Annotated in this window: 28 protein-coding genes; 4 read left to right on the top strand and 24 right to left on the bottom strand. The window is 47.9% G+C overall.

Annotated elements, in window-relative coordinates:
- The 11 genes from CFERDRAFT_RS04085 to CFERDRAFT_RS04030 form a co-directional block, all read right to left on the bottom strand.
- The coding region (locus CFERDRAFT_RS04085) for a hypothetical protein (RefSeq protein WP_040433075.1) at positions 1–671 on the bottom strand (671 nt) is incomplete at its 3' end.
- Between the two features lie 105 nt (positions 672–776).
- Positions 777–1,217 (bottom strand): winged helix-turn-helix transcriptional regulator, encoded by a 441-nt coding sequence (locus CFERDRAFT_RS04080; RefSeq protein ID WP_040433074.1) that lies wholly within the window; start codon positions 1,215–1,217, stop codon positions 777–779.
- 487 nt (positions 1,218–1,704) lie between these two features.
- On the bottom strand, positions 1,705–3,138 hold the full coding sequence (locus CFERDRAFT_RS04075; protein WP_006365945.1) for a hypothetical protein: 1,434 nt from the start codon (positions 3,136–3,138) through the stop codon (positions 1,705–1,707).
- Between the two features lie 150 nt (positions 3,139–3,288).
- Positions 3,289–4,980 carry a cytidine/deoxycytidylate deaminase family protein gene (locus CFERDRAFT_RS12310; protein ID WP_050770623.1) on the bottom strand — a complete coding sequence of 564 codons (1,692 nt, stop codon included), beginning with the start codon at positions 4,978–4,980 and terminating at the stop codon, positions 3,289–3,291.
- A 281-nt stretch (positions 4,981–5,261) separates the two neighbouring features.
- On the bottom strand, positions 5,262–5,648 hold the full coding sequence (locus CFERDRAFT_RS12720; RefSeq protein ID WP_456297591.1) for an endonuclease NucS domain-containing protein: 387 nt from the start codon (positions 5,646–5,648) through the stop codon (positions 5,262–5,264).
- A 539-nt stretch (positions 5,649–6,187) separates the two neighbouring features.
- Positions 6,188–7,399: a restriction endonuclease subunit S gene (locus CFERDRAFT_RS11880; protein WP_006365937.1), complete on the bottom strand. Its 1,212-nt coding sequence runs from the start codon at positions 7,397–7,399 to the stop codon at positions 6,188–6,190.
- Positions 7,390–9,795 carry an HsdM family class I SAM-dependent methyltransferase gene (locus tag CFERDRAFT_RS04050; RefSeq protein ID WP_040433072.1) on the bottom strand — a complete coding sequence of 802 codons (2,406 nt, stop codon included), beginning with the start codon at positions 9,793–9,795 and terminating at the stop codon, positions 7,390–7,392. Before CFERDRAFT_RS04050 ends, CFERDRAFT_RS11880 begins: the two co-directional genes overlap by 10 nt.
- A gap of 198 nt (positions 9,796–9,993) precedes the next feature.
- Positions 9,994–10,266 carry a BrnA antitoxin family protein gene (locus CFERDRAFT_RS04045; RefSeq protein WP_006365935.1) on the bottom strand — a complete coding sequence of 91 codons (273 nt, stop codon included), beginning with the start codon at positions 10,264–10,266 and terminating at the stop codon, positions 9,994–9,996.
- The gene (locus tag CFERDRAFT_RS04040; protein ID WP_006365944.1) at positions 10,238–10,546 is read right to left on the bottom strand and encodes a BrnT family toxin; all 309 of its coding nucleotides are present in this window, start codon (positions 10,544–10,546) and stop codon (positions 10,238–10,240) included. The genes CFERDRAFT_RS04045 and CFERDRAFT_RS04040 overlap by 29 nt, the downstream gene beginning before the upstream one ends.
- A 66-nt stretch (positions 10,547–10,612) precedes the next feature.
- Entirely contained in the window at positions 10,613–10,819 is a 207-nt protein-coding gene (locus CFERDRAFT_RS12560; RefSeq protein WP_040433071.1) for a PIN domain-containing protein, read from the bottom strand.
- Positions 10,816–10,989: a hypothetical protein gene (locus CFERDRAFT_RS04030; RefSeq protein WP_232209756.1), complete on the bottom strand. Its 174-nt coding sequence runs from the start codon at positions 10,987–10,989 to the stop codon at positions 10,816–10,818. Before CFERDRAFT_RS04030 ends, CFERDRAFT_RS12560 begins: the two co-directional genes overlap by 4 nt.
- A 490-nt stretch (positions 10,990–11,479) precedes the next feature.
- Between CFERDRAFT_RS04030 and CFERDRAFT_RS04025 the strand changes: the two genes are divergently transcribed.
- Positions 11,480–12,685 carry an ATP-binding protein gene (locus CFERDRAFT_RS04025; RefSeq protein ID WP_006365934.1) on the top strand — a complete coding sequence of 402 codons (1,206 nt, stop codon included), beginning with the start codon at positions 11,480–11,482 and terminating at the stop codon, positions 12,683–12,685.
- Positions 12,686–12,733: 48 nt separating this feature from the next.
- A complete protein-coding gene (locus CFERDRAFT_RS04020; RefSeq protein ID WP_006365933.1) occupies positions 12,734–13,321 on the top strand; it encodes a chemotaxis protein CheB in 588 nt (195 codons plus the stop codon).
- A 91-nt stretch (positions 13,322–13,412) separates the two neighbouring features.
- On the opposite strand, the gene CFERDRAFT_RS04015 is transcribed toward CFERDRAFT_RS04020, so the two are convergent.
- The 12 genes from CFERDRAFT_RS04015 to CFERDRAFT_RS03965 all read right to left on the bottom strand — a co-directional run bounded on the left by CFERDRAFT_RS04015 (position 13,413) and on the right by CFERDRAFT_RS03965 (position 23,420).
- Positions 13,413–13,604 carry a hypothetical protein gene (locus CFERDRAFT_RS04015; RefSeq protein ID WP_006365932.1) on the bottom strand — a complete coding sequence of 64 codons (192 nt, stop codon included), beginning with the start codon at positions 13,602–13,604 and terminating at the stop codon, positions 13,413–13,415.
- Positions 13,605–13,753: 149 nt separating this feature from the next.
- Positions 13,754–14,875, bottom strand: a complete 1,122-nt coding sequence (locus tag CFERDRAFT_RS04010; protein ID WP_006365931.1) for an ABC transporter permease — start codon at positions 14,873–14,875, stop codon at positions 13,754–13,756.
- Between the two features lie 47 nt (positions 14,876–14,922).
- Complete coding sequence (locus CFERDRAFT_RS04005; protein WP_006365930.1) at positions 14,923–16,029, bottom strand: ABC transporter permease; 1,107 nt, start codon at positions 16,027–16,029, stop codon at positions 14,923–14,925.
- Positions 16,029–16,769, bottom strand: coding sequence for an ABC transporter ATP-binding protein (locus CFERDRAFT_RS04000; RefSeq protein WP_006365929.1), 741 nt, complete (start codon positions 16,767–16,769; stop codon positions 16,029–16,031). The genes CFERDRAFT_RS04005 and CFERDRAFT_RS04000 overlap by 1 nt, the downstream gene beginning before the upstream one ends.
- Complete coding sequence (locus CFERDRAFT_RS03995; protein WP_006365928.1) at positions 16,762–17,703, bottom strand: ABC transporter ATP-binding protein; 942 nt, start codon at positions 17,701–17,703, stop codon at positions 16,762–16,764. The genes CFERDRAFT_RS04000 and CFERDRAFT_RS03995 overlap by 8 nt, the downstream gene beginning before the upstream one ends.
- The gene (locus CFERDRAFT_RS12305; RefSeq protein ID WP_156777987.1) at positions 17,700–17,846 is read right to left on the bottom strand and encodes a hypothetical protein; all 147 of its coding nucleotides are present in this window, start codon (positions 17,844–17,846) and stop codon (positions 17,700–17,702) included. Before CFERDRAFT_RS12305 ends, CFERDRAFT_RS03995 begins: the two co-directional genes overlap by 4 nt.
- Positions 17,847–17,976: 130 nt before the next feature.
- Positions 17,977–18,861, bottom strand: a complete 885-nt coding sequence (locus CFERDRAFT_RS03990) for an HlyD family secretion protein (protein ID WP_232209755.1) — start codon at positions 18,859–18,861, stop codon at positions 17,977–17,979.
- Between the two features lie 63 nt (positions 18,862–18,924).
- A complete protein-coding gene (locus tag CFERDRAFT_RS03985; RefSeq protein WP_006365926.1) occupies positions 18,925–19,620 on the bottom strand; it encodes an ABC transporter ATP-binding protein in 696 nt (231 codons plus the stop codon).
- A complete protein-coding gene (locus CFERDRAFT_RS03980; RefSeq protein WP_006365925.1) occupies positions 19,613–20,341 on the bottom strand; it encodes an ABC transporter ATP-binding protein in 729 nt (242 codons plus the stop codon). The genes CFERDRAFT_RS03985 and CFERDRAFT_RS03980 overlap by 8 nt, the downstream gene beginning before the upstream one ends.
- On the bottom strand, positions 20,338–21,336 hold the full coding sequence (locus tag CFERDRAFT_RS03975) for a branched-chain amino acid ABC transporter permease (RefSeq protein WP_006365924.1): 999 nt from the start codon (positions 21,334–21,336) through the stop codon (positions 20,338–20,340). Before CFERDRAFT_RS03975 ends, CFERDRAFT_RS03980 begins: the two co-directional genes overlap by 4 nt.
- Positions 21,336–22,205: a branched-chain amino acid ABC transporter permease gene (locus CFERDRAFT_RS03970; protein WP_006365923.1), complete on the bottom strand. Its 870-nt coding sequence runs from the start codon at positions 22,203–22,205 to the stop codon at positions 21,336–21,338. Before CFERDRAFT_RS03970 ends, CFERDRAFT_RS03975 begins: the two co-directional genes overlap by 1 nt.
- A gap of 69 nt (positions 22,206–22,274) precedes the next feature.
- Positions 22,275–23,420 (bottom strand): ABC transporter substrate-binding protein, encoded by a 1,146-nt coding sequence (locus CFERDRAFT_RS03965; protein ID WP_006365922.1) that lies wholly within the window; start codon positions 23,418–23,420, stop codon positions 22,275–22,277.
- Between the two features lie 245 nt (positions 23,421–23,665).
- Here CFERDRAFT_RS03965 and CFERDRAFT_RS03960 point away from each other — a divergent pair, with 245 nt between their 5' ends.
- Positions 23,666–23,845, top strand: a complete 180-nt coding sequence (locus CFERDRAFT_RS03960; protein WP_006365921.1) for a hypothetical protein — start codon at positions 23,666–23,668, stop codon at positions 23,843–23,845.
- A 96-nt stretch (positions 23,846–23,941) separates the two neighbouring features.
- Positions 23,942–24,529, top strand: a complete 588-nt coding sequence (locus CFERDRAFT_RS03955; RefSeq protein WP_198002393.1) for a PTS sugar transporter subunit IIA — start codon at positions 23,942–23,944, stop codon at positions 24,527–24,529.
- A gap of 91 nt (positions 24,530–24,620) precedes the next feature.
- Here the strand turns inward: CFERDRAFT_RS03955 and CFERDRAFT_RS03950 are convergent, their stop codons facing one another.
- On the bottom strand, positions 24,621–24,854 hold the full coding sequence (locus tag CFERDRAFT_RS03950; RefSeq protein WP_006365919.1) for a hypothetical protein: 234 nt from the start codon (positions 24,852–24,854) through the stop codon (positions 24,621–24,623).
- Positions 24,855–25,255: the final 401 nt, after the last annotated feature.

The following is a 25,255-nucleotide window of genomic DNA, read 5'->3' as shown; positions in this document are numbered from 1 at the left end:
CTCGCATACTCATCTTCGGAACGATCTGCATCATTTAAGCACGTAGCTTTTTCGGAAACTTTATCTAAATACAAAACCGCTTTTGTCTGTAAAAAATACCACTGTAAAATATGAAAGATTAGTAGCACCAACATAATCCCTCCATACACAAACACATAACTCGCCACAAATACTTGCCAAACCAAAACCAACACAGCCGTCGCGGAAATGATAATTAGTGCAATCCATATTGCAAGAACATAATTAGTTTTAACCCAACCATCATAATACCATGAATTAATACCATGTACTTCTTTAATTATTTTCGTATCCCAAATCCAAACGTCTTCCCCAACAATACTATTAATCCTTCTCTCTATTTGACTCATTCGAACACCATTAGCATAAATCATAAAAAGAGCATCCATCATCGATGCAATTAAATAGTATAATATCGCCGAAATAATTATAAGTAAAAAAGCATAAGCACACTTAACATTTATAGGTAAAAACGCACTAAATAACTTACCACCACTTTCTGAAAACAAGTATGTTATCACTGCAGAAATTATTGATATAAAAATATAAACGACACCAACTTGATTGTTATACCGCGTCATATGATCTCTCATCTCATTAAACCTGTTATCATGATCAATGCATAAAAGGTCAAGTATATCTTTATTTGCCATACTAATATTCCATTTAACAACAGTTAAAGATAATTGTATACTTATTTCGTTACTCTGTAAGCAAAATCAATAGTAATCTAACGACTTCACCCAGTTCGAAGATGCTCATTGTAACACCACCCTGTGACCTCCTCTTGACGGACCAATATGCCTGATAACGCCATTGGATATCATTTTTCCAAGATAATATTTAACCCCATCCCTGTTTAAGCCTATACTTGCCGCAATCTCCCTACTCGAAATCGAAGATTGAGCCCTTAGCAGAGCAAGAATTTTTTCTGGGGTAGTTATTAGGGAAGTTTCACCGGCGTCTCCCCCCAAAACATGCTCTGCCAGGAAGTGAAACACCGTCCACAACCCGGTCTGCTCATAGCGCAATTTCGGTGCAGAAACCCCTGCCGCGGTACACTCTTGCATGATTCGCTCAATACCCCGGCCGCATGCTTCAATCATGCCTGCACGAAAGAATGTATTGGCCACAAAAATCCATTTCAGATACTCATCCCGCCACGACTTCTTCCACTCAATATGCTGGTTCTCTTGCAAAATTGCATCATTGATGATTTATCAATTGCGATGGCAACGTCCACCAGTGTCAATTCAGGATCTCCCTGAAACAGTTCAAGAATCCGATCAAGAGTTTTCACCGATGTTTCCTCAATAACTTTCTTGATGGAAAACAAAACGCGCTGTTTTATTCATATCGAAACAACAAACCCGTCAATATGGGTGAATCGTGATCAATTTAACTCAACGGTGATTCACTGAATAGATTTCGTATCACAGTGTTTATACATTGCATCCATCTCTATACATCAATGGATACAAGCAAATAAGTCATCATCTATTTTCTCGGTTTTGCCGTATGGATTTCTCATCAATGGATGATCATCTTTTGAAAGATTGAAAATACCATCCTATAATAAAATGAAATCTTAATTCATTATTAGTAGCTAATCTTATTAAATATTATCTCCTCCGAAATGATTTCGAACATTTACTTGATAGCAATAAACTTCTTCATTAACTATTCTCACATAATAAGACGGTCAAATTTTTCCTTAAAAAACCGAAACTCTGCGTCCTCATTTCGTCGCTTCCTTATAACAATTAGAGCCTGTAAATCAGTGTCGTCAAATGGCATTACAAAACCACGATGGTCATGAGCTGTGTCAATGCATCTTTGTATGAAAAGATTTTTGTCGGTAAAAGATCGACATACAAGCAATCCAAACTGACCTCGACTAGGAGAAAAGCGTCCGGATATTTGGTCAAGTTCTGGATTACTTATATCAGTGCAATAGTTTTTACATTCTACAAATACGTGCATGGCGGGATAGTTATTTCCCAACCACTTAAAAAAACCTTCAACAGCAAGATTAGTATACGTTATATCAATCCGTTTTCGTCCATTATGAATCTGATGTTGAACCTGCGGGTGATCAAGATGTGGATAAAATAGTGCTGTTAATAGTTGCTCAATCCGATCTTCGTATGTACAAGCTTGATCTCTGCCTGGAGATAAAGAAATCGCTTCGGTTAAAAGATTATCCCAATCCGGCGGATCAGTATCTTCTAGAATTGCTAAAGATTGATGGTCTATGGGTGGAGGATAAACGTTTCTTTTATCCTCCCTGTACTGTCGAAGTAAAGCCGGATTCTTCAAGGTCTCCTGAATGACGAGACTCTTACTTTGACCGTATTTTTCTTTTAGATCTTTCTTCGTAACACGTCGATTACCATTCCTAAGCAGTTGAACAAGTTGAGTATTTGCTGCAAGCTCTTGCTGTTGAAGTTCCGATAATATGTATGAGTTGTAATATTCTTGGAGATTGTAGAGCATTCTCTTACGAACGATTGACTTTGGAACCAAAATAAGTTTACCGTGGGAAGTCATCGGAAGACGAACAAACTCTTGGTACCAGCAATGATGAATCGGATCCCAAAGAGGGCCTGATGCTATACCGTCAGTCAGAGGAATGCCATATTGTTCAGCCATTGAGAAAGTGTAATTGATTAACGGTTCTCGTATGATGTTGATGAGCATATCGGACACGATGTCCGAGCTCACTCCTTCGACCATAAGAATTGTATCTTCTAAATCTTCTAGCAATCCACTTCGAACAGCCTCACTTTGTCTCAGAGAATCCCATACATTGACAGCGGAACCATTCCCGAGTGCTCGACCTTGGGAGTAGTCAACTGAAAGTCCTAAGTGAACCTCATTGGGTTCATGAAGCGATGCTAATAGTTCTTGAGCCTCTGAATCGCGGTTCTCTCGAATATGACGAATAACCGTTCGAAAATAATCCTGAACAAGAGAGATGCATTCTGAACCCCATGAAGAAGGAATAAGCTTAAGTGCACGAGGGTCAACAAAAACACGAAGATCATTTCGAATATCGATATCTACAAAATCAAGAGTAGGTTGTGTTCGATTTAGCTGAAAATACTGAGATACACGCATGATTTATTTCTTTGCAAACCAATTATTATGAATGAGTCAAAATAAATAAACAAACTATACTATATTCCTTTTTTTATAAATGATCTAGTCATAAGTCTTTTTTTTATTTTTAAATATAAAAGATATATAGTAAAATAATTTACTAAACATTTAGCTTGTAATTGCTTTTAATTCGTCCTTATAAGCTACAATTGGAGAATATAGTGTGTGAAATGCTCGTCCAATAGCGCCTGAAAATAAAATTAAATCCGGATTCATCGAACCTCCCATCAAAATATGTTCAAGCGCTATACCCGGATATGGATCTATGTAATAAATCTGGGTTATTCCCAGTTGATACGCTTTTTTAGCACAAAGTTCACAGGGACTGGCTGTTGTAAAAAGAAGACCTCCTTCAATTCCCGTAGAACCATACTTAGCCATCTGTAAAAACGCATTTTCTTCCGCGTGAAGTGACCTTGTATGTACCTGATTTTTCTCATTTTTGAAGACGTTATACTCGGACTTAAAACAAAATGCATTATTTCTACCTTCCTCAGGTATTTCTATAAATCTCTTACTGCTTTCGGTGAAATAGTTAAGATACTTTACATCACTTTTTTCATAGTTACTGTATGCGCCTGTATCGGAACCATGCGATAAATCCTCTCGATTCCTTAAGTTACATGGAACGTGACCATGTGGAGCATCGTTCCAGCCTATTGATCGTATTGAATAGTTTTTGTCAGTCACTGCAGCTCCAACTTGACGAGAAATACAGCCAGAATTCAGCTTTGCAGTGTATGCAATTTGCATACAACGTTCAACAGCTGAAGGCGTGACAATACCTGGCCGGCGAATAAGTGAGATAAACTTAATTATCTGATTGGCAAGTTGGTGAAACTCAGTAACCCTGTTAGAAACATTCGGATTACTGACGTACAAATCTGCACGCTGTAAGCAAGCTTGAATGTCTTGTACAGAATAATATTGGGTATTATCGAGGTCTTTTGGAGTATATTCGATAGTGTCTATAAAACTGATATCAGCCTCTGAATATTTTTTCTTCCTCAGTCTACTCTGCCTATCAAATTCAGGCGCAGACACTGCCATTAGAAAAAAAGAAGCGTATCGATCTTGAAAAAATACCGCCTCAAGCGGATTTCGAATTGCATCTATAACAATGTAAGTGCGTTTTTTCTTGTTTTCGGAAACACGGAGGCTCTTAATAATCTCGTTAACACGCTCCGCAAGAGTGAAAAACCGACCTTCAACTAGCACAGTTTTATAAGGATCTCCTGACAAACGTATATTTTTTCCAATTTTTTGGTAGAGCTGAACAAACTCACTTTCACCAAGAATGCTCTTAAGCGTTTCGCATCTTGTTGGTAGGTATACCGTATAATATATCTTGGCATCAAAATTCTTATCTTTATTCTGTATAGCATGATAATGCTTTCGCAAATCATCAAGAATCTCACAAAACGCGGTTTTTTTCTCAGGATCTGTGAGAATATTTTGATCTTGAAAGTAACTTATTGCAAGTTCATTAGTTTGATCAAGAAGAAATGTTGTAATAACAGCTCGAACTTGAATTAACAGAAAAGGTGCCCATGTCGCATCAAAATGACGCAGTAAAATACGCTCCTTTCGTTTATCATTAGTGCTTGGATTCGAACCAGAATAAAGGCTATGTCGTATGTCTTTTTTATTTGATTGAAGAAGTTTAGCGACAGTACTACAACCACTTCCCGTTCTACCAGTAAGGCCAATTATAATGAGGTCATCATCTTCGCCATAAAGCCTTGCAATGGCAGATTTTAAATAATTGGTATTTTGAATAGGGCCTATTAAATCTGCCATTACGTTCTCCTGTGTTGATCCAGCAATACATTGCATCGCTGGCAGAATTATTTTATAAATCTCCCTCGGTTCATTTTATAGGCCCCTAAACAACCCTCAAAAAATCTACACAAATCAAATACGGCGCAATTTTTCACACTTAATCACCCAGCTAGTTCGAATATTATACTCATTTAGGAACAACATTTTCAAATTAAAATATTTATCAACATGTTTAGCTCAAATACAAAGCAATAACACGCAAAGTGATTTCTTGTATTGATTGAACGATGAGATTCTGATTATTCTTTTATAAGCTTAAAACTGATCTGGTAACGATAGAACGATATTGACGGCACAGACATAAGTGCCCAACACATTTTTTTATCGCCTTCAAGTGCAATGATAACACCTTCAACCGTTTGGTCTGACTCCGCGATCTGTTCTTTGACGAACCCCATATACCTGAGTACCTGACCAACCACAACATCAGTAGCTCGACCCCTCTTCAACTCAACAACCAGGAGTTTCTTCCGATCTTTACTGATTGCAAGGATATCAATCGGTCCCGCATCGGTAGCGTATTGTTGCCCTACTGCTTCTCCGTCCTCCTCGAAAATCAAGAATTCCTGACTCAGATCGGTTTGATTCCAGTTAGCAACAAGGAAAGCTTCAAGATGCTTCTCCATCGCAAATGCCACAGGATCTTCAATTGTTGGATCAGCAGATAAAAGAGTTAACTGAGACGAAGCCTCCCCTATCAAACGCTCAATTTCATCACGATGGACAGAAATAGTACTGACAGTTCCTATAGAACCCGTTGAGTTCTGCAATGCTTCACTCATGACCGAACGGTCTATACTCTTTTCAAGCCAACGCACCTTGCGTCGATGAGGCAACTCCTGTCCAGAGACATAATAATAGTCACCCATAACCTCACCGATTCTATATGAGCCTGTGCCATCAGGACAAAGAACAATATCACCCCGCTTGATGCCTTTCGATACCGTCCAGAGCGCACCGCAAGCTAAACCGGCACCTATCTTTGTTTTATTGGGTTCATTGGCAAGAAAGACAGGAATAAACTGCTTGTTGAAATCTTTCCACTCTTCGGGAAGTTTCCTGCTGAGATCTTCATCAATACCAAAATCAGCACCTATATACCCANCCGCGAAACATTCCGACGCGTATGCACTCTTGCGCCCCAGCATAACCCGGTAGTAATTTTTCATACCAGTCTGATTTTTCCGGTTAAAAGATTGTGCATCATAGCTTGCTTGAGTAGGCGAGCTTTTTCAAGTTTTATTGTCAGTGCATCTATTTCATCATCCATTTCCGAAAGCACTTCGGCAATGGCGGTTTGTTCGGAATCATCAGATGGATATTCAAGTTTAAATGAAAGTAATGCTGATTTCTGAACATTCGGAAGACCAGAACCTACACGAAGCCCCATGATGGCAGTCTGCTGAACTTTAAGTGCCTGATACAAAAATCCGTTATCAATACACTTCGAAATCAATGAATAACAATGGCCTCCACACCAATATGGCACGATCATCAATTGTACATACCCACAAGAGTTACCGCCTTCACTGATTGCAATTGTATTCGCTGGCGTATTTGATTTTTCAGCATAGCCAGATGGAGCTATTCCGCCGTTCAAATGAGGATACTTACCATCCTTGGTTGATTCACTACCATGAAGTTGACTTCCTTTGGTTGCTATCGTAATCTCACCAAGCGAAGTCACCATCCACTCCCCGCTGAAACCCGGCAGGCGCTTTTTGCCGGTGAGCAGTTCCTGCATCACCCCCTGTTTGATCTGGCGTTTTTTGAAGATGAGTTGCTCAAGAGATTCAATGAAGGCATCCGCATCGCTCAAGGCTTCAGCAATAGCTTCTTGTTCGATTTTGTTTGGCAAAGGAACTTGAAGAACAAAAAGAGATCCTTTCGAAATGTTCTTCATACTACCACTTGTTCCTGTAGCTGATTCCTTAATTGCTCGATTAAACGATCCAAAACTTAACAAATATGAAAACCACAAGATACACGTTGGCCGCTTGCCTTCATGCCGTGTCATCCAAAGCCTATCTGGCAAAAAAAGATTTGGGTAATCTCGATCGATAAAACCACATTCCCCAACAAGAGCCGGAGTGTTCATCCGGCTTATTAAAATGGAGTTTTTTCGAGGATTCAACTTTGCTCTTCTGATATCTCGAGGGTGTATTTTCTTATGCTCTTCTGAATCAAATTTTCCTCCATAAACACATGAAGTTTTCAGGATTGATCCTTCATGCGCATAACCTACTTTTTCTGTTTCAACAGAATTAACACTTACACCAGCATCCAACGCGCTTATTAGTGAGTCTAACCGAATAACCTCCCAATCCTCGGGAATCACCCCGACTTCGGTCTGTTTATATCCGGGCTTCAGTTCCATGAGAACCCCATTCTTTCGAGATGTGCATTCACCTTTGCTTCGAGCTCGGCAACCTTGCCGGTGACTTCGGGGAGGGGAGTTTCGTAGCGTTCGGCAAGCTCTTTTACCCTACGGGTCAGGGTCTGGCTGATGCGATCCATCTCGTCGTGTATGGCTGCGGCGATTGTTGCCAGCCATTTATCGTCAACCACAAGCGCTTTAACCTCTTCCTCGGTAAGCGCAGGATATTTGGCATAGGCGAGCGCATCAACTTCCGATTCAGCCTCCTTTATTATTTTTTTAAGATCGCCTTCATCGCCTGAAAGCTTCAGCCACTCCATGAGGATATCCCGCTCCTCATCTGCATCCTTATCCCCTTTGATCTCCTTCAACCGGGCCGTAACACTCGCCCGGTTCACCTTGTCGAGTCCGGAGAAAATACCATCTTCTCCACCATACTCCTCTTCAAGCTCGGCAATGCGCAAAGAGATGCTTTCCAGTTCAGCTTCACCCCTGGTGATGGCCTCCTGCTCCCCCGAATAGTAGCGGGCAACAATGAGCGGTTTGGGCAGAAGGTCACAGAGCCACCCCTTGTCCACTTCCTTCCCTTTGCTGTTCTTTACCAGAACACGCGAGGTTTCAGCCTTCCAACCATCAGCGGCGATGAGGTAGCAGTCATCCTGCATAATCTCCGTCCAGTAGTCCATCAGGTGCTGGTATACGTGATAGTTGTCGATCAGCGGCTTGCCGGTGTAGTGCGAGAGCAACTCCTCGGAAAGCTCCTGAATCAGTGCTTTCGGATGAAACCCGCTCTCCAGCGTTTTAAGCCTGAGGGCGGTTCGCTCCTGCCACAGGGCAAAGAGGGTGTTCATGCTCCCGATAAAGGCGACAAACTCCGGATGGTTGTAGATGGTGCTTTTGATAGCTCCCTTCGGAATGGCAAGGTCAAGGTAGCCGGGACGATTCTCCTTGAACAGCGTCCGGCGAAGCTCGGGGCAGACATCCCAGTAGGGCTGAAGTGCGTCAACATCGGTAATCGGAATTCCACCGCGAAGATGGCCCTCGATATCCTGAATATCCTCAGCCTCCTGGTTGTCGATGTAACGCGGAAGGTTGAGGTTGAATCCGTTTTTCTCAATCTCCTCAATGCCAACCATCCGGGAGTATTTCGGTATCTCAAGTTCCCGGCTGAAAACATCGACAATCCTGTGGAGATCCATGTCGCGCAGGCGGTTCTTGGGGCCATCCTTCATGAAACCCGCACTGGCGTCAATCATGAAAATTCCTTTGCGGGTATGAGCATCTTTTTTATCAATGACAATAATGCAGGCAGGAATTCCCGTACCGTAGAAAAGGTTTGCCGGAAGCCCAATAACTCCTTTGATATACTTCATGATGACAAGCTTGCTGCGAATATCAGCTTCAGCATTGCCCCGGAAGAGCACACCATGCGGCAGAATGCAGGCTCCTTTGCCGGTGCTCTTGAGGGAGCGGATAATATGGAGCAGGTAGGCATAATCACCCTGTTTGGCAGGCGGAACACCGAAATGCCGGAACCGGCCAAACGGATCATCAAACGGATCAATTCCCTTGCTCCAGCTCTTGTCGCTGAAGGGCGGATTGGCCACGACATAGTCAAAGGTCTTGAGATCACCGCTGTCAGCATCAAAAAAGAGCGGATTGGCCAGCGTATTGCCCTGTTTGATCTCGGCCGTCGGATTGTTGTGCAAAATCATGTTCATGCGGGCAAGGCCCGAGGTGGCGGCATCCTTTTCCTGACCGTAGAGAGTAACCCTTGCCGCTGCCTCATCCCCCACCTTCAGGAGGAGAGAACCCGAGCCGCATGTTGGATCATATACCGTTGTGTTGCTGGTTGTGGGCGCATTGTGAATACCGATAATCTTTGCCATGATGCGGCTTACCTCGGCAGGAGTATAGAACTGCCCCTTGCTTTTGCCGCTCTCGGTGGCAAAGTGGCGCATCAGATACTCGTAGGCATCGCCGAGAATATCGTCGCCCTCTGCCCGGTTTTTTGAAAAGTCAAGTGCCGGATTCTCGAAAATCGCAATCAGGTTGGTCAGCGTATCGACCTTGTCCTTTCCGCTCCCAAGCTTTGTATCGTCATTGAAATCCGGCATGTCGGAGAGCTTGTTGGCACTCGCCAGCGGCCCGAGAATCTTTTTGTTGATCTGGTCGCCAATGTCGGTTTTGCCTTTGAGGGCAACCATGTCACTGAAACTTGCACCGGGCGGTACCGTTATTTCAGCAAACCTGACACCGGCATACTTGTCACTCACATACTTCACAAAAAGCAGGACGAGGACGTAGTCCTTGTACTGACTGGCATCCATACCGCCACGCAGTTCGTCACAGCTTTGCCAGAGAGAGGAATAAAGTTCTGATTTCTTGAGAGCCATAGATATTTTTGGTACTTCCTCGGAGCCCGAGGGGACGTTCATGATTTTCTGTATTTGTCACCAATATTTCGCCTTCAAAGGGGCCTGAACAGGGTGATGTTGAATTCCGATATGCTCCCTGCTTGTGCGGTACATGTCGGGTGCATGACGGTTACATGTCGGGTGCCTACGGAGAGTGCTGAACCCGAGGACCATTCCTTACGAAAATTCCTGGTCGAGACGTTCCTTGAGAAACATCTTCAGAAGAGACTGATAGGGTACATCGCGCTCATTGGCAAGCACCTTGAGATGATTGAGCATCGGTTCCGGCAACCGGAGTGATATGGTTTTCATGGTTGGCTTCAGATTCGGAAACAGTGCCTTTCCGGCCTTTTTCCAATCCACGAATTCAGTTGAATCATGTATTGACCAGAACTCCTGCTCCTCCGCTTCACTCCTGAATTCAGGAATCGCTGTTTTCCCGTTTTTCATAAATATCCTGCTCATTTTTGTTCATACTGCGTGCCGAAATAACTCTTATCTGATCTTTACGAACAGTAAAAACCAGAAAAAGAGGTTTTCCTCTCTCCGTTTTACCCAATGCAAAAAAACGTTTTTCCAATCCAGAATGTTTTTTGTCATCAGCCACAATCAAAGGCTGATTAAAAAAAATCTCTTCACATTCAGACATTGATACCCGGTGTTTCTCCCAGTTCTTGGTCGAATTTCCCTTGTCCCACTGAAATCCAGAGATACCCTCAAAAATGGTCATAGAAATATTGTATATTTATGCAATATACAGAACACTGCAAATTCAGCAAAGCGCTTGAGTCAGATATCAGATTATTCTGTATGGAAAAAAGCCTGAATTCTTCAACTGACAACTGCCCGTTGAGAAGCGGGAAAAAAGAAGATATTCAAAACAGCTTATTGCCGATACCGCAACCTCATCGGCAGAGACTATCTGATCGATTCTGCTCTGGTCAAGATTACGGGTATCCCCGTTAATCCACCAGAGCCAGATGTGAGTATCAAGAATAATCACTCGGACAATGCCCAGCTTGAAGAGGGAGCACTGCTTATGATATCGCCTTTAATAACAACCTTTCCAGCGATATCAGGATGAGGAGTTCTGCGAACGGGCACTGAAGATGTGCTCTCTGAAATAACCAGAAAAATAGCCTCTACCTGTTTGTTTGGCGGTAACTTGGGCATTTTTTTCAGGTTACCGGATAGATCTGTCTCCAATATCAATCGTTCTGCATACATAGTAATCCCCGTTCCGTATTGTTTTGTTACCACTCACACCCAAAACCACTCAATACCTCTGCATATCTGCTATTCGTGAAAATATACATCAGCAGAGGTTGCCGATAAAACAGGAACTTTGAAATCAATTGCCGGATTCGCAAAATGTTTGAGACTATCCGCTCACGTCTCGCCAGAGGAGATGTGGCCGGTTGATTCCCCTCTACTTCCGAGCCTTCAAGAGTCACATTCCCCCCTCTGAGCCCGACGGGTCGATTAAAGAGGGCTGGGCACTTATTTCATCGTCTCACTCCGAACTCTTGAGGTAGCAATTAACGGCAAAGGCAGACATGAGTACTGCGAAGGCGGTGAGGATCAGAGACAGAAAGAGTGTTGTGTTTATCGGAATTAAGTATGTAAATTGAAAATAAATGATTCAATTTACATACTTAATAACATGAAATATCTTAGGCGATTGATAACATCAGAGGTTGAAGATGGGCTCAAACACTCCCCTGTTACCGCAGTCACCGGGCCACGGCAGTGCGGCAAATCGACACTGACGAGGCATCTTCTCACCTATGATCGTCCTTTCCTCTATCTCGATCTTGAAAAGCCTTCCGACCTGCGAAAACTCGAAGAGCCGGAATGGTTTTTTATCTCCCAGAAAGAGAAGCTGATCTGCATTGATGAGGTACAGCGAAAACCCGATCTCTTTCCACTTATCCGCAGCATGGTGGATGAGTGGGGTGAGAATGGCCATTTTCTGATTCTCGGCACAGCCTCCCGTGATCTCCTCCGACAGAGTTCGGAATCACTTGCCGGACGCATTACCTACAAGCAGTTGACCCCGTTTTTGTGGGAGGAGGTCAAGGATCATCTCTCCTATGAGCACTATCTCACGGCTGGCGGGTTTCCGCGCAGTCTGCTGCAAAAAATACCGGAGGTCTCATATCAGTGGCGTGAAGATTTTATTGCAACCTTCCTTGAGCGCGATCTGCTTCAATGGCGCGGGTTTTCGCCACAAACCATGAGGAGATTATGGCTGATGCTGGCCCACAACAACGGGCAAACGGTGAACCTCTCGACGATCGGCGGATCACTCGGAATCAGCCATACAACCGTGAGAAATTACCTTGACCTGTTGCAGGATACATTTATGGTGCATATTCTGCCGCCGTTCATATCCAATACCGGAAAACGCGTCGTCAAAACACCCAAAGTCTATATTTCTGACACCGGAATCATTACTGCCCTGCTTGGCTTGAGCGATTTCAATCAGGTTGTTGGCCATCCGGTTGTCGGATCATTATGGGAGAGCCTGGTGATCAGCAACCTCAAGGGGATATTTCCGCGTGCAGATCTCTCATTTTACAGAACCTCAAACGGAACAGAAATCGACATCCTGCTCCAGCATTCAGGAAAAACAATTGCCATTGAGTGCAAGTCTTCCGTGGCGCCTGTGCTTTCAAGAGGAAGTTATTCTGCAATAGAGGATATTGCGCCAATGCACACGTTTGTTGTCGCTCCTCTATCACAAAGCTACCAGATAAAACCAGGAATAACCGTCGTGACTCTATCGGATCTGTTCAAGGGAATCGAGAAGTGTATTAATCAGCCTGACAACTCAATGTTCGACCAGTTCGAAGCCGTCGGTTCCTGAAACACCAGGTTGCGCTAACATCATGACCAGAAGGAGGAGTGATTCTCAATGAAAACCAGGAAGAGTGCGACCAGGGACTTCCCTGTTGTATGCGTAGGAGGTTCGGCTGGTGGTCTTGATGCATACATTCGGCTGCTGCAGAACCTGCCGGCTGACCTGGGGGTCGCCATCGTCATCGTCAACCACCTCAGAAACGTGGCTACACGATTGCCCGAGATTCTCCCGAACTACACGAAGATGCCAGTTGAGCTGATCACCGACGACCTGCTCATTGAGCCAAACCACGTCTTTATCATCCCGGAGAATCGTGACCTGCATGTTCTTGATGGCGAATTCCGCCTTGAGCCGATCTCCAAGCCCCGGGGATGGCCTGATGTGATTACGGTCTTCCTGCGTTCACTTACGAACAACTGGGACGGGAAGCTTATCGCCGTTATCGTCTCCGGCTATGACGGTGACGGGGCGGCGGCGCTCTGCGGTATCAAGGAGGTGGGCGGCATCACCATCGCCCAGAAGCTTGACACAGCGATACAGCCAGACATGCCCGAAAGCGCAATAGAGACCGGGTGCATTGACTTCATCCTCGCTCCTGAGAGTATCGCCAGGGAAATCGCCAGAATCGCACGATCAATTTAGTGTCACCTCACGCATAGAAAGCTTTATATGCAGCGGGCAAACATCAACTACGGTGACCCTCCTTACTAAATATATTTGGGTATGAGAAAGGCTATCCCGCTCTCCCTTTGGCTGCTGCTTTTGCATGATTCTCTGCTGCCCTGAACTGCACAATCCGGCTTATCAGGTCAAGCGGAACAGGCTTTCCCAGCGGAAACCTCACGGTGCCCTTTGCACAGTCATAAAGAGACAACTCTTTGTGGAAGTGCTCAATACGCCAACCCGCGCCCGACGAGACGTTCATGATTTTCTGTATTTGCTACCAATGTTTCGCCCCCATACGGGGCTTTAAAAAGGAAATTTTGAATACCAATATGCTCCCTGCTTGTGCGGTACATGTGCGGTACATGTGCGGCGCATATCTGATGCTTGCGGGGCAATTATTTCATTTTCTCACTCCGAAACCTTGCGGTAACGGTTGACTGCGAGGGCGAGCATGAGTGCGGCAAAGGCGGTGAGAATCAGAAGCGGGCTCGCGATTTCGGCTATACCGGAGCCTTTGAGCATAACGCGGCGCATGATGTCGACAAAGTGGCGGACGGGGTTGAGCATGGTCATGCGCTGTGCCCACTCGGGCATGCTTTCGATGGAGGTGAAGAGGCCGGAGAGAAGGGTGAAGATAACCATGAAGAACCAGGCAATAAACATGGCCTGCTGCTGGGTTTCGGTGACGGTTGAGATGAGGAGCCCCATGCCGAGCACAACCAGCAGGTAGATTCCTGCAACAAGATAGACAAGCGCGTAGCTGCCAAGCATTGGCACATGAAACAGAAGCCGGGCAATCACCAGCCCGACGCTCAGCTCACCTATACCGATAATCCAGAGCGGAAGCAGTTTGCCGGTGATGAACTGGTAGCGCTTGATCGGGGTGACATTGATCTGATCGATGGTGCCGATCTCCCGCTCCCGTACAACATTCATACCGGAGAGAAAGAGACCGATCAGGGTGACCAGAATGACAATGATGCCCGGTACCATGTAGTGGGTGTACTTCAGCTCGGGATTGTACCAGCTTGAGGGAACCATGCTTATCTCCCCCGCTGCTGTAACTTCACCTCCCGGAATCAGCCGCTTCAGCTCTCCGCGATTGAAGGCGGTTACAATCTCACTGGCATAGGTCTGGACTACTCCTGCCGAGAAGCCATCCTCGGCGTTGATCATGAGCTGCACCTGAGCGTGACCGGTGGTTACAAGGTCGCGTTCAAAACCGACGGGTATAACCAGCACAAGATCGGCATTGCGCCGAACAAGCTCGCTCTGGCTCTGAAGGTCCGAAGATGAGGTGCCGGTCAGGTTGAAGTAGCCGGAGGCGGTGAACTTTTCGGCAAACCTCCGCGAAGTTACCGACCGGTCCCTGTCCTGCAGGTGAAAGGGCACCTGGGAGACGTCAAAGGTGGCCGCATAGGAGAGAATGACGAGCTGGATGAAGGGCAGCACAAAGATAATCGGCAGCATCCCCCTGTTGCGGAAAATCTGCAGAAACTCCTTCTGGAGGATAAAAAGGATTGTTCTCATCGGCTGATCTGCCTCAATAATTTTTTTATCGCGCTCCTACGGAGCTTCTATTGAAGTCTGATTTTAAATTTCTTTACACTTGCCGCCATCAAAACGGTGCTCATCGCCACCAGTACCAGCGTCTCCTTCCAGATGTAGCTGAATCCGGCTCCTTTCAGCATGATTCCTCGAACAATGATGAGATACCACCTGGCAGGGATGATGTTGCTGATCATGCGCAGCGGCAGCGGCATGCTCGCTACCGGAAAGATGAAGCCCGAGAGCAGGATGGTCGGAAGCAGCAGCCCGGCAAGGGCGATCATCATGGCTACCTGCTGTGATGCGGTTACCGATGAGATGAAGATACCGAGCGAGAGAGCGGTGACAATAAAGAGCAGTGATTCAAGAAGCAGCAAGAGAAGGCTCCCCCTGCACGGCACACCGAATACAAGAGAGGCAACAGCGATGATGGTCACCACATTGATAAAGGAGAGCAGAAAGTAGGGCACCACTTTGCCGATAATGATCTGGGCAGGGCGCAGCGACGAGACCAGCAGTACCTCCATGGTACCGCTCTCTTTCTCCCGCGTGATGCTGATCGAGGTCATCAGCGCGGAGACCAGCATGAGAATGAGCGCCATCAGCCCCGGTACAAAGAGATCAACGCTTTTCAGCTCAGGATTGAAGAGCATGAGGGGAACCGCAACCACTCCGGCCTCCCGCCCTCCTCCCGGCACTGCACTCTCCTGGTAGTCATGCAGCACAGCGGCCGTATAGCCGGATACAATGCGCGACAGATTGGGATTTGAGCCGTCGGTAATCACCTGCACCTCACCCCGGCCATCACGCTGCAGGCGGCGGGCGAAATCCGGCTCGAAGACAAGCACTTCGGTTATACTGCCGGAGGAGAAGGCCTCCTCAATCTCCCTCTCCGAGTGCACCTCACGGGAGAGAATAAAGTACCCCGAAGAGGCGAACTTGCTGATAATTGCGCGTGTAACCGCATCGCGGGATTTGTCGTACACCCCGAGTTTGACATCCTGGATCTCGTTGCGGATGGCAAAACCGAAAATGAGCAGCTGAATGAGCGGCATGCCGAAGAGTATGACCGCAGTCCGGCGGTCGCGGAAGATGTGGAGGAACTCCTTCCGGAGAAACCCTCTGAAACTGTTCATCAGCCCGCCTCCGGTTTCGCTCTCGCCAGATGAAGAAACACCTCATTCATGCTCTCTGCTCGGTATTGCCGTTTCAATGCTTCAGGGGTGTCGAGTGCAGCAACCCGGCCGTCAACCATGATGGAGATGCGGTCACAATACTCGGCCTCATCCATGTAGTGTGTTGTTACAAAAACGGTTATACCCCTCTCCGAGGCTTCGTATATCATATCCCAGAAGCGTCGCCGGGTTACCGGATCAACCCCTCCGGTCGGCTCGTCAAGAAAGACTATTTTCGGTTCATGCAGAATGGCTACGGAAAAAGCGAGCTTCTGCTTCCAGCCGAGCGGCAGTGAGCGAAGGCGTGCATTGGCTGCATGCTGCAAATCAAGCTTCTTAAGCAGCTTCGCACTCTTCTCTTTGATTGCCGTGTCGGAGAGGCCGTAGATACCGGCAAAAAAGCGGATGTTCTCCTTTACCGTCAGGTCATCGTAGAGCGAAAAACGCTGGCTCATGTAACCGATGTTCCGCTTGACCTTCTCGGACTCGGTGTAGAGGTCAAATCCCGCAACAGAAGCCGAGCCTGTTGAGGGTGTGAGCAGCCCGGTCAGCATCCTGATCGCCGTTGTTTTACCCGCACCGTTTGCGCCGAGAAAGCCGAATATCTCTCCCCTGCCGACCGCAAAAGTGAGCGCGTCCACCGCCACAAAGTCACCGAAACGGCGGGTAAGCTTGTCAGTTTGAATAACCGGTTCACCCATGACGCTCTCCACGTTCAGGCTCCATCAACGCCATAAAGGTATCCTCGATTCCTGGCTTTATCTGCTGCACCTCGACATCCGTAAAACCCTGCCGCTGAAGGGATAGGAGCAGCTCATCCCTGCTTGCCGATAAACGGTTGTCGGTATAGTGCACGGCTCGGCCAAAGGCATAGACCGAGTGCGCATCGGGGGTGGAGCGGAGCCATGTTATGAGCGGCCAGGTTTGGCGGGCACGAATGGCAAAAAGCGGTTTACGGAAGAGGGTGGTGATGGCGTCGGGAGTTTCAACAGCAAGAAGACGCCCCTCCTGCATGAAGGCTATGCGGTCGCAGAGCGCTGCCTCATCCATGTAGGGGGTGGAGACAAGCGTGGTAATCCCCTGCTCTTTCAGGCGGCCAAGCATCTGCCAGAACTCCGCACGCGAAACTGCATCGACTCCGGTAGTCGGCTCATCAAGCAGGAGCAGTTCGGGTCGGTGCACCAGCGCACAACAGAGCGCGAGCTTCTGCTTCATGCCTCCGGAGAGTTTGCCTGCCCTCCGCTCTTTGAAGGGCTCAAGCTGGATATAGATATCGCGGATAAGGTCGTAATTCTCAGCAATGGTGGTACCGAATATGGTGGCAAAAAAGCGGAGGTTCTCCTCAACCGTGAGATCCTGGTAGAGCGAAAAGCGGCCGGGCATGTAACCGATCCTGCGGCGGATGTCGCGGTAGGAGGCGACCACGTCAAGACCGAGCACTTCTGCCCTGCCCCCGCCCGGCAGCAGCAGGGTTGCAAGAATCCGGAGCAGGGTTGTTTTGCCTGCCCCGTCCGCACCGATAAAACCGAAGAGCTCCCCCTCGCCGACAGAGAGTGTCATCTCCTGAAGCGCTTCGACTTTGCCGAACCGCTTTGCGAGGGCAAAGAGCTGAACTGCCTGTTTCTCTGCCTTCACCCCCCCTTTCCCCCTGCTTTGCCCGCGGGCAGAGTTTCCAGTTCCTCCTCCTCCGGACTCTTTTCCTCCACCGGCTCTGCACGCTCCTCTTCGTTGACGATCTCCTTCAGTTTATCGAATTCACTTGACTCTGCTGTTGACATGATACCATCCGTGATTATAGTTACTGAAAACGTACCTCATCCACACACAGGAGATGCAGGGAAAGATATCGTGAGGAAGCTGCAATAGTAAGATTTATAACACTTTCTGATTCAATACGACCGGTCACCATCACCGCTTCTGCAGCCGTACTTCACCCGGCATACCGATCCTGAGCAGGCCGTCGCGGTTCGGGACCAGCACCTTGACCGCATAGACCATGCTGACCCGCTCCTCTTTGGTCTGGATTATTTTCGGGGTGAACTCCGCCTTAGCAGAGATCCAGGAGATGGTGCCATGCAGCACCGTTCCGGCGCCCTGCGCCCCGTCCACCTCCACCTCAACCTGCTGACCGATCTTCACACCCGAAAGCTGGGCTCCGCTGAGATAGACCCTGAGGTAGATGCGCTCAAGATCGGCGATCCGGTACAACGCTTTTCCTGACGAGGCAAGCTCTCCCGGTTCGGCATATCTGGCGAGCACCACGCCTGTGACCGGGTTTTTAACAACACTTTTTATTATCTGGTCATCAATCTGTGCCAGACGCGCCGATCTTGCCCGTATATCACCAGATAGTCCGGGATACTCGGTTTCGAGAGAGCCTATCTGCCGGTCAAGAACCGTGATCCGGTTTTCAAACTCCTCAAGCTGCCGTGAGGGTACGGCCCCCTCGCTGAGCAGCCTCCGGTATCGGGCGCGGTCGCGCATCAGGTTTGAGCGCTCTGCCTGCAGTACACTGATCTTTGCTCCGAGTCCTGGTTGTTTGGCCTCAAGAGCCTCCCGCTCCGCCTTGAGCTGCATCTTCGAGTAGTGCAACTGTGTGGTATCAATAACCGCCGTGACCATCCCTTTCTGCAGGGTGGCTCCCTCCTCAGCATCGAAACGCAGCAGCCTGCCGCTCGATTCAGCCGAAACAATGATTTCAGTAGCCTCAAAATTACCGTACCCGTCAGCCTTGTCGTTACGGTGACATCCGGAGAAGAGAAGCATGAAAAGCAGAGAGATGGAAACTCGCATTACCGGTCGATCAAGTCGTAACATTTTAAAGAGTAACAGGATAGTTAAATATTTCACATAGTTTCACATCCCGAGAAAGGCTTTTTTTACCTCAGGATTATTGAGCAGCTCTTCTCCGGTACCGGAGAGAACGATGGAGCCGGTCTCAATGACATAACCGCGATGGCTTATTTTCAGTGACTGGTAGACATTCTGCTCAACCAGCAGAACGGTTACACCGCTTTTATTGATAGCTCGAATCGCTTTGAAAACCACATCAGTGAAAAGCGGCGAGAGTCCAAGGCTCGGTTCATCGAGCAGAAAGAGTTTGGGACTCGCCATAAGCCCCCTGCCGATTGCGAGCATCTGCTGTTCGCCGCCTGACATGGTGCCTCCAAGTTGTTTGCGGCGTTCGGCAAGTATGGGAAAGAGGGCATAGACCCGCTCAAGATTCTCCGTCCGATCTTTCTGGCAGAGAAATCCTCCCATCATCAGATTCTCAAAGACGGTCATTTCAGAAAATATCTTGCGTCCTTCCGGAACATGCACCACTCCCCGCTCAACAATCCGGTGCGCCTGAAGTGCAGTGAGGGAGTGATGATTGAAGGTGATCGTACCGGATGACCTGATGATGCCTGAAATAGCCTTGAGCAGGGTTGATTTCCCTGCACCGTTGCTGCCGACAACCGAGACTATCTCCCCTTCGCTGAGCGAGATGTTGATGTTGCGCAACACAACCATTTCGCCGTATCCGGCCTGAAGATTTTCTATTTTAAGCATCGAATCCACCTCCCAGATATGCTGCAATAACTTCGGGATTACTCGTAATCTCGGCCGGAGTGCCTTCGGCAAGCTTCACGCCGGAGTTCAGAACAACAATACGCTCACAGATTGATGTAACCGCTTTCATATCATGCTCGATAAAGAGAATCGTTGTGCCCTCTTCCCGGACATCACGGATGAGTTGAAGAATGGAGGCTGTTTCGGTGTGGTTCAATCCTCCACAGATCTCGTCAAGCAGGAGCATTTCAGGACGGGTGGCCAGAACACGGGCAAGTTCAAGCTTTTTTTTCAGTCCGATGGAGAGCGAACCTGCCAGCTTTGCGGAGTAATCGGCCAGACCAACCTGCGCAAGCTTCTCCACCGCTATCTTCCTTGCTGCCCCGGCTGACCCGGTTATGGCAAAGGCCCCGACCATCACATTGTCAAGAACACTCAGGCTTGAGAGCGGTTTGACCCTCTGCCAGGTTCGAACCATACCGATCCGGCATACTGCGTCAGGTCGCAGGTTATTGATCTTCCGGTTATTGAAGATCACCTCACCTGAAGTGATCGGCACAAAACCGGTCATACAGTTGAACAGGGTTGTTTTTCCGGCACCGTTCGGCCCGATAAGCCCGAATATCCGGTTCTTTTCTACCGCAAAGGTGACATCCGACACGGCAATGTTACCGCCGAAATGCTTGCTCACCTTATTGATTTTGAGGATAGGTTCGCTCATTTCACCCTCCTGAAGAGCCCGAGAATCCCTTTTGGCAGGTAGAGTATGCAGAGCACCGTAATGATGCCATAGACGAGAACATGGGCATGAGCAAGATTATCGTTCAAAAAAATGCCGACTGAAGAGGTTTCCGATACCAGACCAAGCTTGACCAGCGCGTCACCGATCATGTTGGAGCGGAGCGCCTCTGCAAGAGGCACAAGCAGGAGTGCACCGAGAACCGGACCCCAGAGCGTCCCTACTCCGCCGATTATCGCGGTCAGGATAATTTCGATGGAGAGCCGGAGGTCGAGCACGGCGGAGGTATCAATGAAGCGGATATAGAGCGCATAGAGGCTGCCGGCAACGGAGGTCAGGAGTGCGGATATCAGGAGTGCCCGGTTTTTGTAGAGCGCGAGATTGATACCGAGTGATGAGGCCGCATCCTGGTCTTCACGGATAGCCTGCAGATAGTATCCGGTTTTCGACTTGCGCAGATACTCCGTTACGGTGAGCGTTACAACGAGAAGCAGGAGCATGCCGTAGTAAAAAGGAGTTTTGCTGTTGAGATCGAGCCCCCAGAGCGTGACATTTGCAAGCAAAATCCCCTGGGCCCCTCCGGTAAACTCAAAATTAAGCACAGAGAGCCGGATGATCTCGGCTACGGCTATTGAGGCAAGCGCAAAGTAGTGACCGCGCAGTCCGAAAACAATGCTCCCGGTGATAAGGGCAATCAGAGCGGCGACAACCATACCTGCCGCTGCGCCGATAAGCGGATTGAGTTCAAATGAGTAGATCAGAATCAATGTGGTATAGGCTCCGGCACCGAAGTAGGCTGCATGACCGAAGCTGAACTGCCCGGCAAATCCGCCGATGATGTTCCATGCCGATGAGAGTGCCGCCATCATGAGCACGGAGATCATGATGCCGATGATATAGGGGTTCTCTTCACCGATAAAGAGAGGCAGCAGTGCCGTAAAGGCCGCAAAGAGAGCGATGATGAGTGCCTGTTTCATTACTGCCCTCCCTTTTTACCGAAGAGCCCCTGGGGACGAAACAGAAGAACCGTAAGAAAGAGCACAAAGACAACCACATCTTTCCAGTCTGTGGAGATATAGGTGGCAGCCATCGACTCAACCACTCCGATGATGATCCCCCCGACTCCGGCCCCGACTACCGAGCCGAGACCGCCAAGCACGCAGATGGTGAAGGATTTCAAAAGAAAACTGTGACCGGCCAGCGGATGAATATAGTAGGTCGGTGCAATCAGAGCCCCGGCAGTTGCCGCAAGGGCGGTACCGATGCCGAATGCAATGGCACTCATTTTAGCCACGTTGATACCCATCAACTGTGCCGCTTCACGGTTCTGGCTTGTCGCCCTGAGAGCCATCCCTGTGCTGCTTTTTGCCAGAAAGAGGTAGAGAACCGCCGTAATCACGGAGGTGATAACAAATGAGAGCAGGAGCGGAACGGAGATGGAGAGTCCCGAGGCTGTATTGATGGCGCTGCTCGAATAGGTTGTGGTGAGTATCTTCGGATCGCTGGTAAAGGCGAGCAGTGCGGTATTGCTCATGATCAGACCGAGGCCTATGGTAAGGAGAATCTGGTTCTGATGAGGATGATCGATAACCCGGTGGATAAATACCTTTTCCAGAATAAAACCGAAGAGAAACGATACCGGAATGATCAGCAGCAGTGCAAGATAGGGATCAATGTGCAACAGGGTAAAGGCAAAATAGGCCAGATACATGCCAAGCATCATCAGGTCGCCGTGGGCAAAGTTGCTTATGTTCATGACACCGAAAACCAGTGACATACCGATACCGGCCAGGGCATAGACCCCGCCTGAGAGAATACCGGATACGAGGGCTTGCAGGAATAACATCAGGATGCTCCGTCTGAAATGGTTGTCAGTGAGGGCGAACTGTTTTTCGCCCCCACAATGAAATCCCTCTTACCGTTTGAAAGGGTAAACCAGTCTCTTTTTACTGAACTGTGCGGGATAGACCGTTTCGGTTTTACCGTTCTGGAGCTGCTGAACCAGCATGGGGTGGTTGTTCTGATTGGTAAAGCCGCTGTAATCGGCAAATTTTACCGGGCCCATGATACCGTTCCAGCTCCCTGCTTTCAGGCCTGCGCGAAGTTTTGCGGCTGTTCTGGTTTTGGCAGCCGTATCAACCATAATCCGGACGGCTTCATAGGCACAGGCTGCATGGTAGGATGGCTCTTTGGCAAACTTTGCCTGATAGCGTTTTGCAAAATTTGCAGCTCCCGGCCAGTTGACATCATCCGTCCACTGGGTGGCGGAGATGACAAGATTGGATATCTCCTTCTGCTGGGCAAACTGGGCCGTGGTGTACCCGGCTCCCGCACCGAGAAATGCTTTCGGTGCAAGCCCGATCTCCTTGGCCTGACGCATCAGAAGAATGGCATCGGCATCATAGGAGACAAGAAAAACAAGATCGGGATTTGCCGCCTTGACTTTGGAGAGCGTTGCCCGGTAGTCCGGCTGACCCTGCTGGTACTTCTCATTGGCTACCTCTTTCAAGCCCATACTTGCAGCATTGACCTGAGCTGTTTTTACCGTTGAAACCCCGAAATCAGTTGCGGCATAGACGTAGGCTATGGTTTTCGGTTTGTATGGGGCCACGGCGCTCAGCAAAACCCTGGAATAGACATCAGCCGGTGCATTGAGGCGGAACACATTCTTGTAACCGTTGCGGGTAATCTCCTCCTTGGCGGCAGCGGGAACAAGCAGCGGAACCTGGTACTGGTCTGCCCTTGATGCCACGACATTGGCACATCCCGAGGTGTAGGGTCCCACCACTCCGATCACCCCGTCACGGGTAACAAGCTTTTCATAGGCGGCAAGTGCATTCTTGGGATCGCCTCCGTCATCCTCCCTGACAAAATCGACCTGAACACCTTTTGAGCGCAGATCCTCAATCGCCAGAGCTGCGCCGTTGGTGAGATTTTCACCAATCTGCGCCTCTTTCCCGGTAATGGAGTTGATAAATCCGATTTTCAGCGGTGCAGCCTCTCCGGCAAGCGGAAGAGCCAGGAGAACGGCTGTGGCAAGAGAGAGTAGTAGTTTCTTCATGTATTGCACTCCTTTGGATTAAGTTGTTCAACCTTCTCGACAAAGCTGCTGCCCTACAATCAAAATTCATTTCCGGAAGCCAACCTTTAAAATTACAATACAATATGTAAAAAACGTTATAAATAGAGTCCGCTTTCCGGTATGGAACTCCTCACCACCCCGGCCTGCACTAATATTATTTCAAAAATTTGTACATTTATTCAGCATAGCCCGAAGCGCTATCACCTAATCAAACAATCAGACAGATGGATGCAAAAAAGAAGGTACTGGAAGTCATGAAAAAAGAGGCCGCCCCCATGAACGCCGGACTGATCACCGAAAAGAGCGGACTGGACCGCAAAGAGGTCGACAAGGCTATGAAGGCACTCAAGGATGAAGGGCTGATCGTGTCGCCAAAGCGCTGTTTCTGGGAACCGGCGCCCTAAACCTCTCTCCTGCAGGATTTGCCTGGAAAAGCAATCCTGCTTTATTCAGGATGTTCTCGCTCCGGAGATTTTACTATTCTGACGGGCATGCGCTCCATGAACAAACCACTCAGGAACAACCACCAGCAGAATGACTCCGGAAAGGGGTTGCTGGCCTCCGCCGTTGACCGTACAAAGGATCTTTGTTCAGCACTCTTCAGGAAAAAAAACACCCCTGCCGGCAATGGCGTGGGTGAAGCCGTTACCGCTCAGCCTCCAAATGAGTGGAAAGAGCTGGTCATGCATGCGCCTGTTATGCTTCTGGAAGAATCGGCAGAAAAAGAGAGCGCCTTTCAGCTGCTCCTGCATAGGTGCTGTAGTGCAAATCCGGATATTGACGAACAGAGCACCTTCAAAAGCCTGCTTGAACGTGAATCGCAGGGCGCAACATTTGTCGGTTCCGATATTGCCATTCCCCATGCGAGACTGGAGAAGATCCAAAGGCCGGAACTGGTTATCGGTGTGAGCAAAAAGGGTGTTGTTGACCGGCAGTCCGGCAACAGTGCCCGGATCATCTTCCTCCTCCTGACACCCGCTTCCGATCCGAACAGCCATATCAGAATGCTCGGGGTTATCACCAGAATGGCATCCGACAAAGAGTGGCGGGCAAAAACAATCCGTGAGGCCGGCGGCAACCGGGGTTGATTGCAACCATGAAGGCCTGATTAGCATCGGTCAAAAAAAAAGCACCCTCTGCGTTCAGCAAAGGGTGCTCTCTTTTCAGCGTTAAAACCGATTACTTTTTAGGAGCAAAAGCTGATGAAACGCTCTGAAGCACATTGTTCAGTGTGCCGGCAAGATTGGTAGCCAAATCAGTTGTCGTCTTGGCAAGCGGCTCAACATACTGAGAAACCGTTTTGATACCGCTGTTCAGGGTATCGATCTGGAACTGAAAAAGTTTACCTACAGAATCAGCAATATTGCCGATAGTGCCTGAGAAATCAACGTTTACGTTTGATCCGTTTGACATAGCTGTATTGGTTTATGTTATGGAGATGTAGTGGAAAAGCAATTCCTCTATACTGTATATAGGTTTTACATATAATTTAAAATAATTCATTGAATACAACTAATTCATTATTACGCATTTCCTGAAATAAAATACCGGGCAATGCAGATGGAAAAGAGGCTTTACTTATTTATTAGTTTATAGTTAGTAGGTTTATTGAACAATATTTTTTTATTCATTACGGCAAGTGTTCATTCATTTTTTTTCTTCTATACATGCCGTTTCATGAAGAAGGTTCAAGTACTTTGCCTGTATGGCAATCAAAAAGGAGACGCGCGCTTCGCATTGATTCATTTGCTCAATGGGCTAAAAAGGGGTAAATACCTGTTTTTGTATCCTTTAAAAAAAGCATTAACAATTGT

It is taken from the genome of Chlorobium ferrooxidans DSM 13031 (assembly GCF_000168715.1).
Lineage (GTDB): Bacteria > Bacteroidota > Chlorobiia > Chlorobiales > Chlorobiaceae > Chlorobium > Chlorobium ferrooxidans.
The sequence above is the reverse complement of the archived record's forward strand: the minus strand, read 5'-3'. Positions and strand labels throughout refer to the sequence as shown.

Coding starts and splice junctions, on each gene's coding strand:
- CFERDRAFT_RS04005 (WP_006365930.1), bottom strand. CDS start 16,029: ATGAACAGTTTCAGAGGGTTTCTCCGGAAGGAGTTCCTCCACATCTTC.
- CFERDRAFT_RS12720 (WP_456297591.1), bottom strand. CDS start 5,648: ATGGAGAAGCATCTTGAAGCTTTCCTTGTTGCTAACTGGAATCAAACC.
- CFERDRAFT_RS03985 (WP_006365926.1), bottom strand. CDS start 19,620: ATGCTTAAAATAGAAAATCTTCAGGCCGGATACGGCGAAATGGTTGTG.
- CFERDRAFT_RS03980 (WP_006365925.1), bottom strand. CDS start 20,341: ATGAGCGAACCTATCCTCAAAATCAATAAGGTGAGCAAGCATTTCGGC.
- CFERDRAFT_RS04010 (WP_006365931.1), bottom strand. CDS start 14,875: ATGAGAACAATCCTTTTTATCCTCCAGAAGGAGTTTCTGCAGATTTTC.
- CFERDRAFT_RS03970 (WP_006365923.1), bottom strand. CDS start 22,205: ATGTTATTCCTGCAAGCCCTCGTATCCGGTATTCTCTCAGGCGGGGTC.
- CFERDRAFT_RS12310 (WP_050770623.1), bottom strand. CDS start 4,980: ATGGCAGATTTAATAGGCCCTATTCAAAATACCAATTATTTAAAATCT.
- CFERDRAFT_RS04030 (WP_232209756.1), bottom strand. CDS start 10,989: ATGCCCAAGTTACCGCCAAACAAACAGGTAGAGGCTATTTTTCTGGTT.
- CFERDRAFT_RS12305 (WP_156777987.1), bottom strand. CDS start 17,846: ATGTCAACAGCAGAGTCAAGTGAATTCGATAAACTGAAGGAGATCGTC.
- CFERDRAFT_RS11880 (WP_006365937.1), bottom strand. CDS start 7,399: ATGGAACTGAAGCCCGGATATAAACAGACCGAAGTCGGGGTGATTCCC.
- CFERDRAFT_RS04045 (WP_006365935.1), bottom strand. CDS start 10,266: ATGAAAAACGGGAAAACAGCGATTCCTGAATTCAGGAGTGAAGCGGAG.
- CFERDRAFT_RS03960 (WP_006365921.1), top strand. CDS start 23,666: ATGGATGCAAAAAAGAAGGTACTGGAAGTCATGAAAAAAGAGGCCGCC.
- CFERDRAFT_RS04015 (WP_006365932.1), bottom strand. CDS start 13,604: ATGAACGTCTCGTCGGGCGCGGGTTGGCGTATTGAGCACTTCCACAAA.
- CFERDRAFT_RS03975 (WP_006365924.1), bottom strand. CDS start 21,336: ATGAAACAGGCACTCATCATCGCTCTCTTTGCGGCCTTTACGGCACTG.
- CFERDRAFT_RS03990 (WP_232209755.1), bottom strand. CDS start 18,861: ATGCGAGTTTCCATCTCTCTGCTTTTCATGCTTCTCTTCTCCGGATGT.
- CFERDRAFT_RS04040 (WP_006365944.1), bottom strand. CDS start 10,546: ATGACCATTTTTGAGGGTATCTCTGGATTTCAGTGGGACAAGGGAAAT.
- CFERDRAFT_RS03955 (WP_198002393.1), top strand. CDS start 23,942: ATGAACAAACCACTCAGGAACAACCACCAGCAGAATGACTCCGGAAAG.
- CFERDRAFT_RS04000 (WP_006365929.1), bottom strand. CDS start 16,769: ATGGGTGAACCGGTTATTCAAACTGACAAGCTTACCCGCCGTTTCGGT.
- CFERDRAFT_RS04050 (WP_040433072.1), bottom strand. CDS start 9,795: ATGGCTCTCAAGAAATCAGAACTTTATTCCTCTCTCTGGCAAAGCTGT.
- CFERDRAFT_RS04075 (WP_006365945.1), bottom strand. CDS start 3,138: ATGCGTGTATCTCAGTATTTTCAGCTAAATCGAACACAACCTACTCTT.
- CFERDRAFT_RS04020 (WP_006365933.1), top strand. CDS start 12,734: ATGAAAACCAGGAAGAGTGCGACCAGGGACTTCCCTGTTGTATGCGTA.
- CFERDRAFT_RS03965 (WP_006365922.1), bottom strand. CDS start 23,420: ATGAAGAAACTACTACTCTCTCTTGCCACAGCCGTTCTCCTGGCTCTT.
- CFERDRAFT_RS04025 (WP_006365934.1), top strand. CDS start 11,480: ATGAAATATCTTAGGCGATTGATAACATCAGAGGTTGAAGATGGGCTC.
- CFERDRAFT_RS03950 (WP_006365919.1), bottom strand. CDS start 24,854: ATGTCAAACGGATCAAACGTAAACGTTGATTTCTCAGGCACTATCGGC.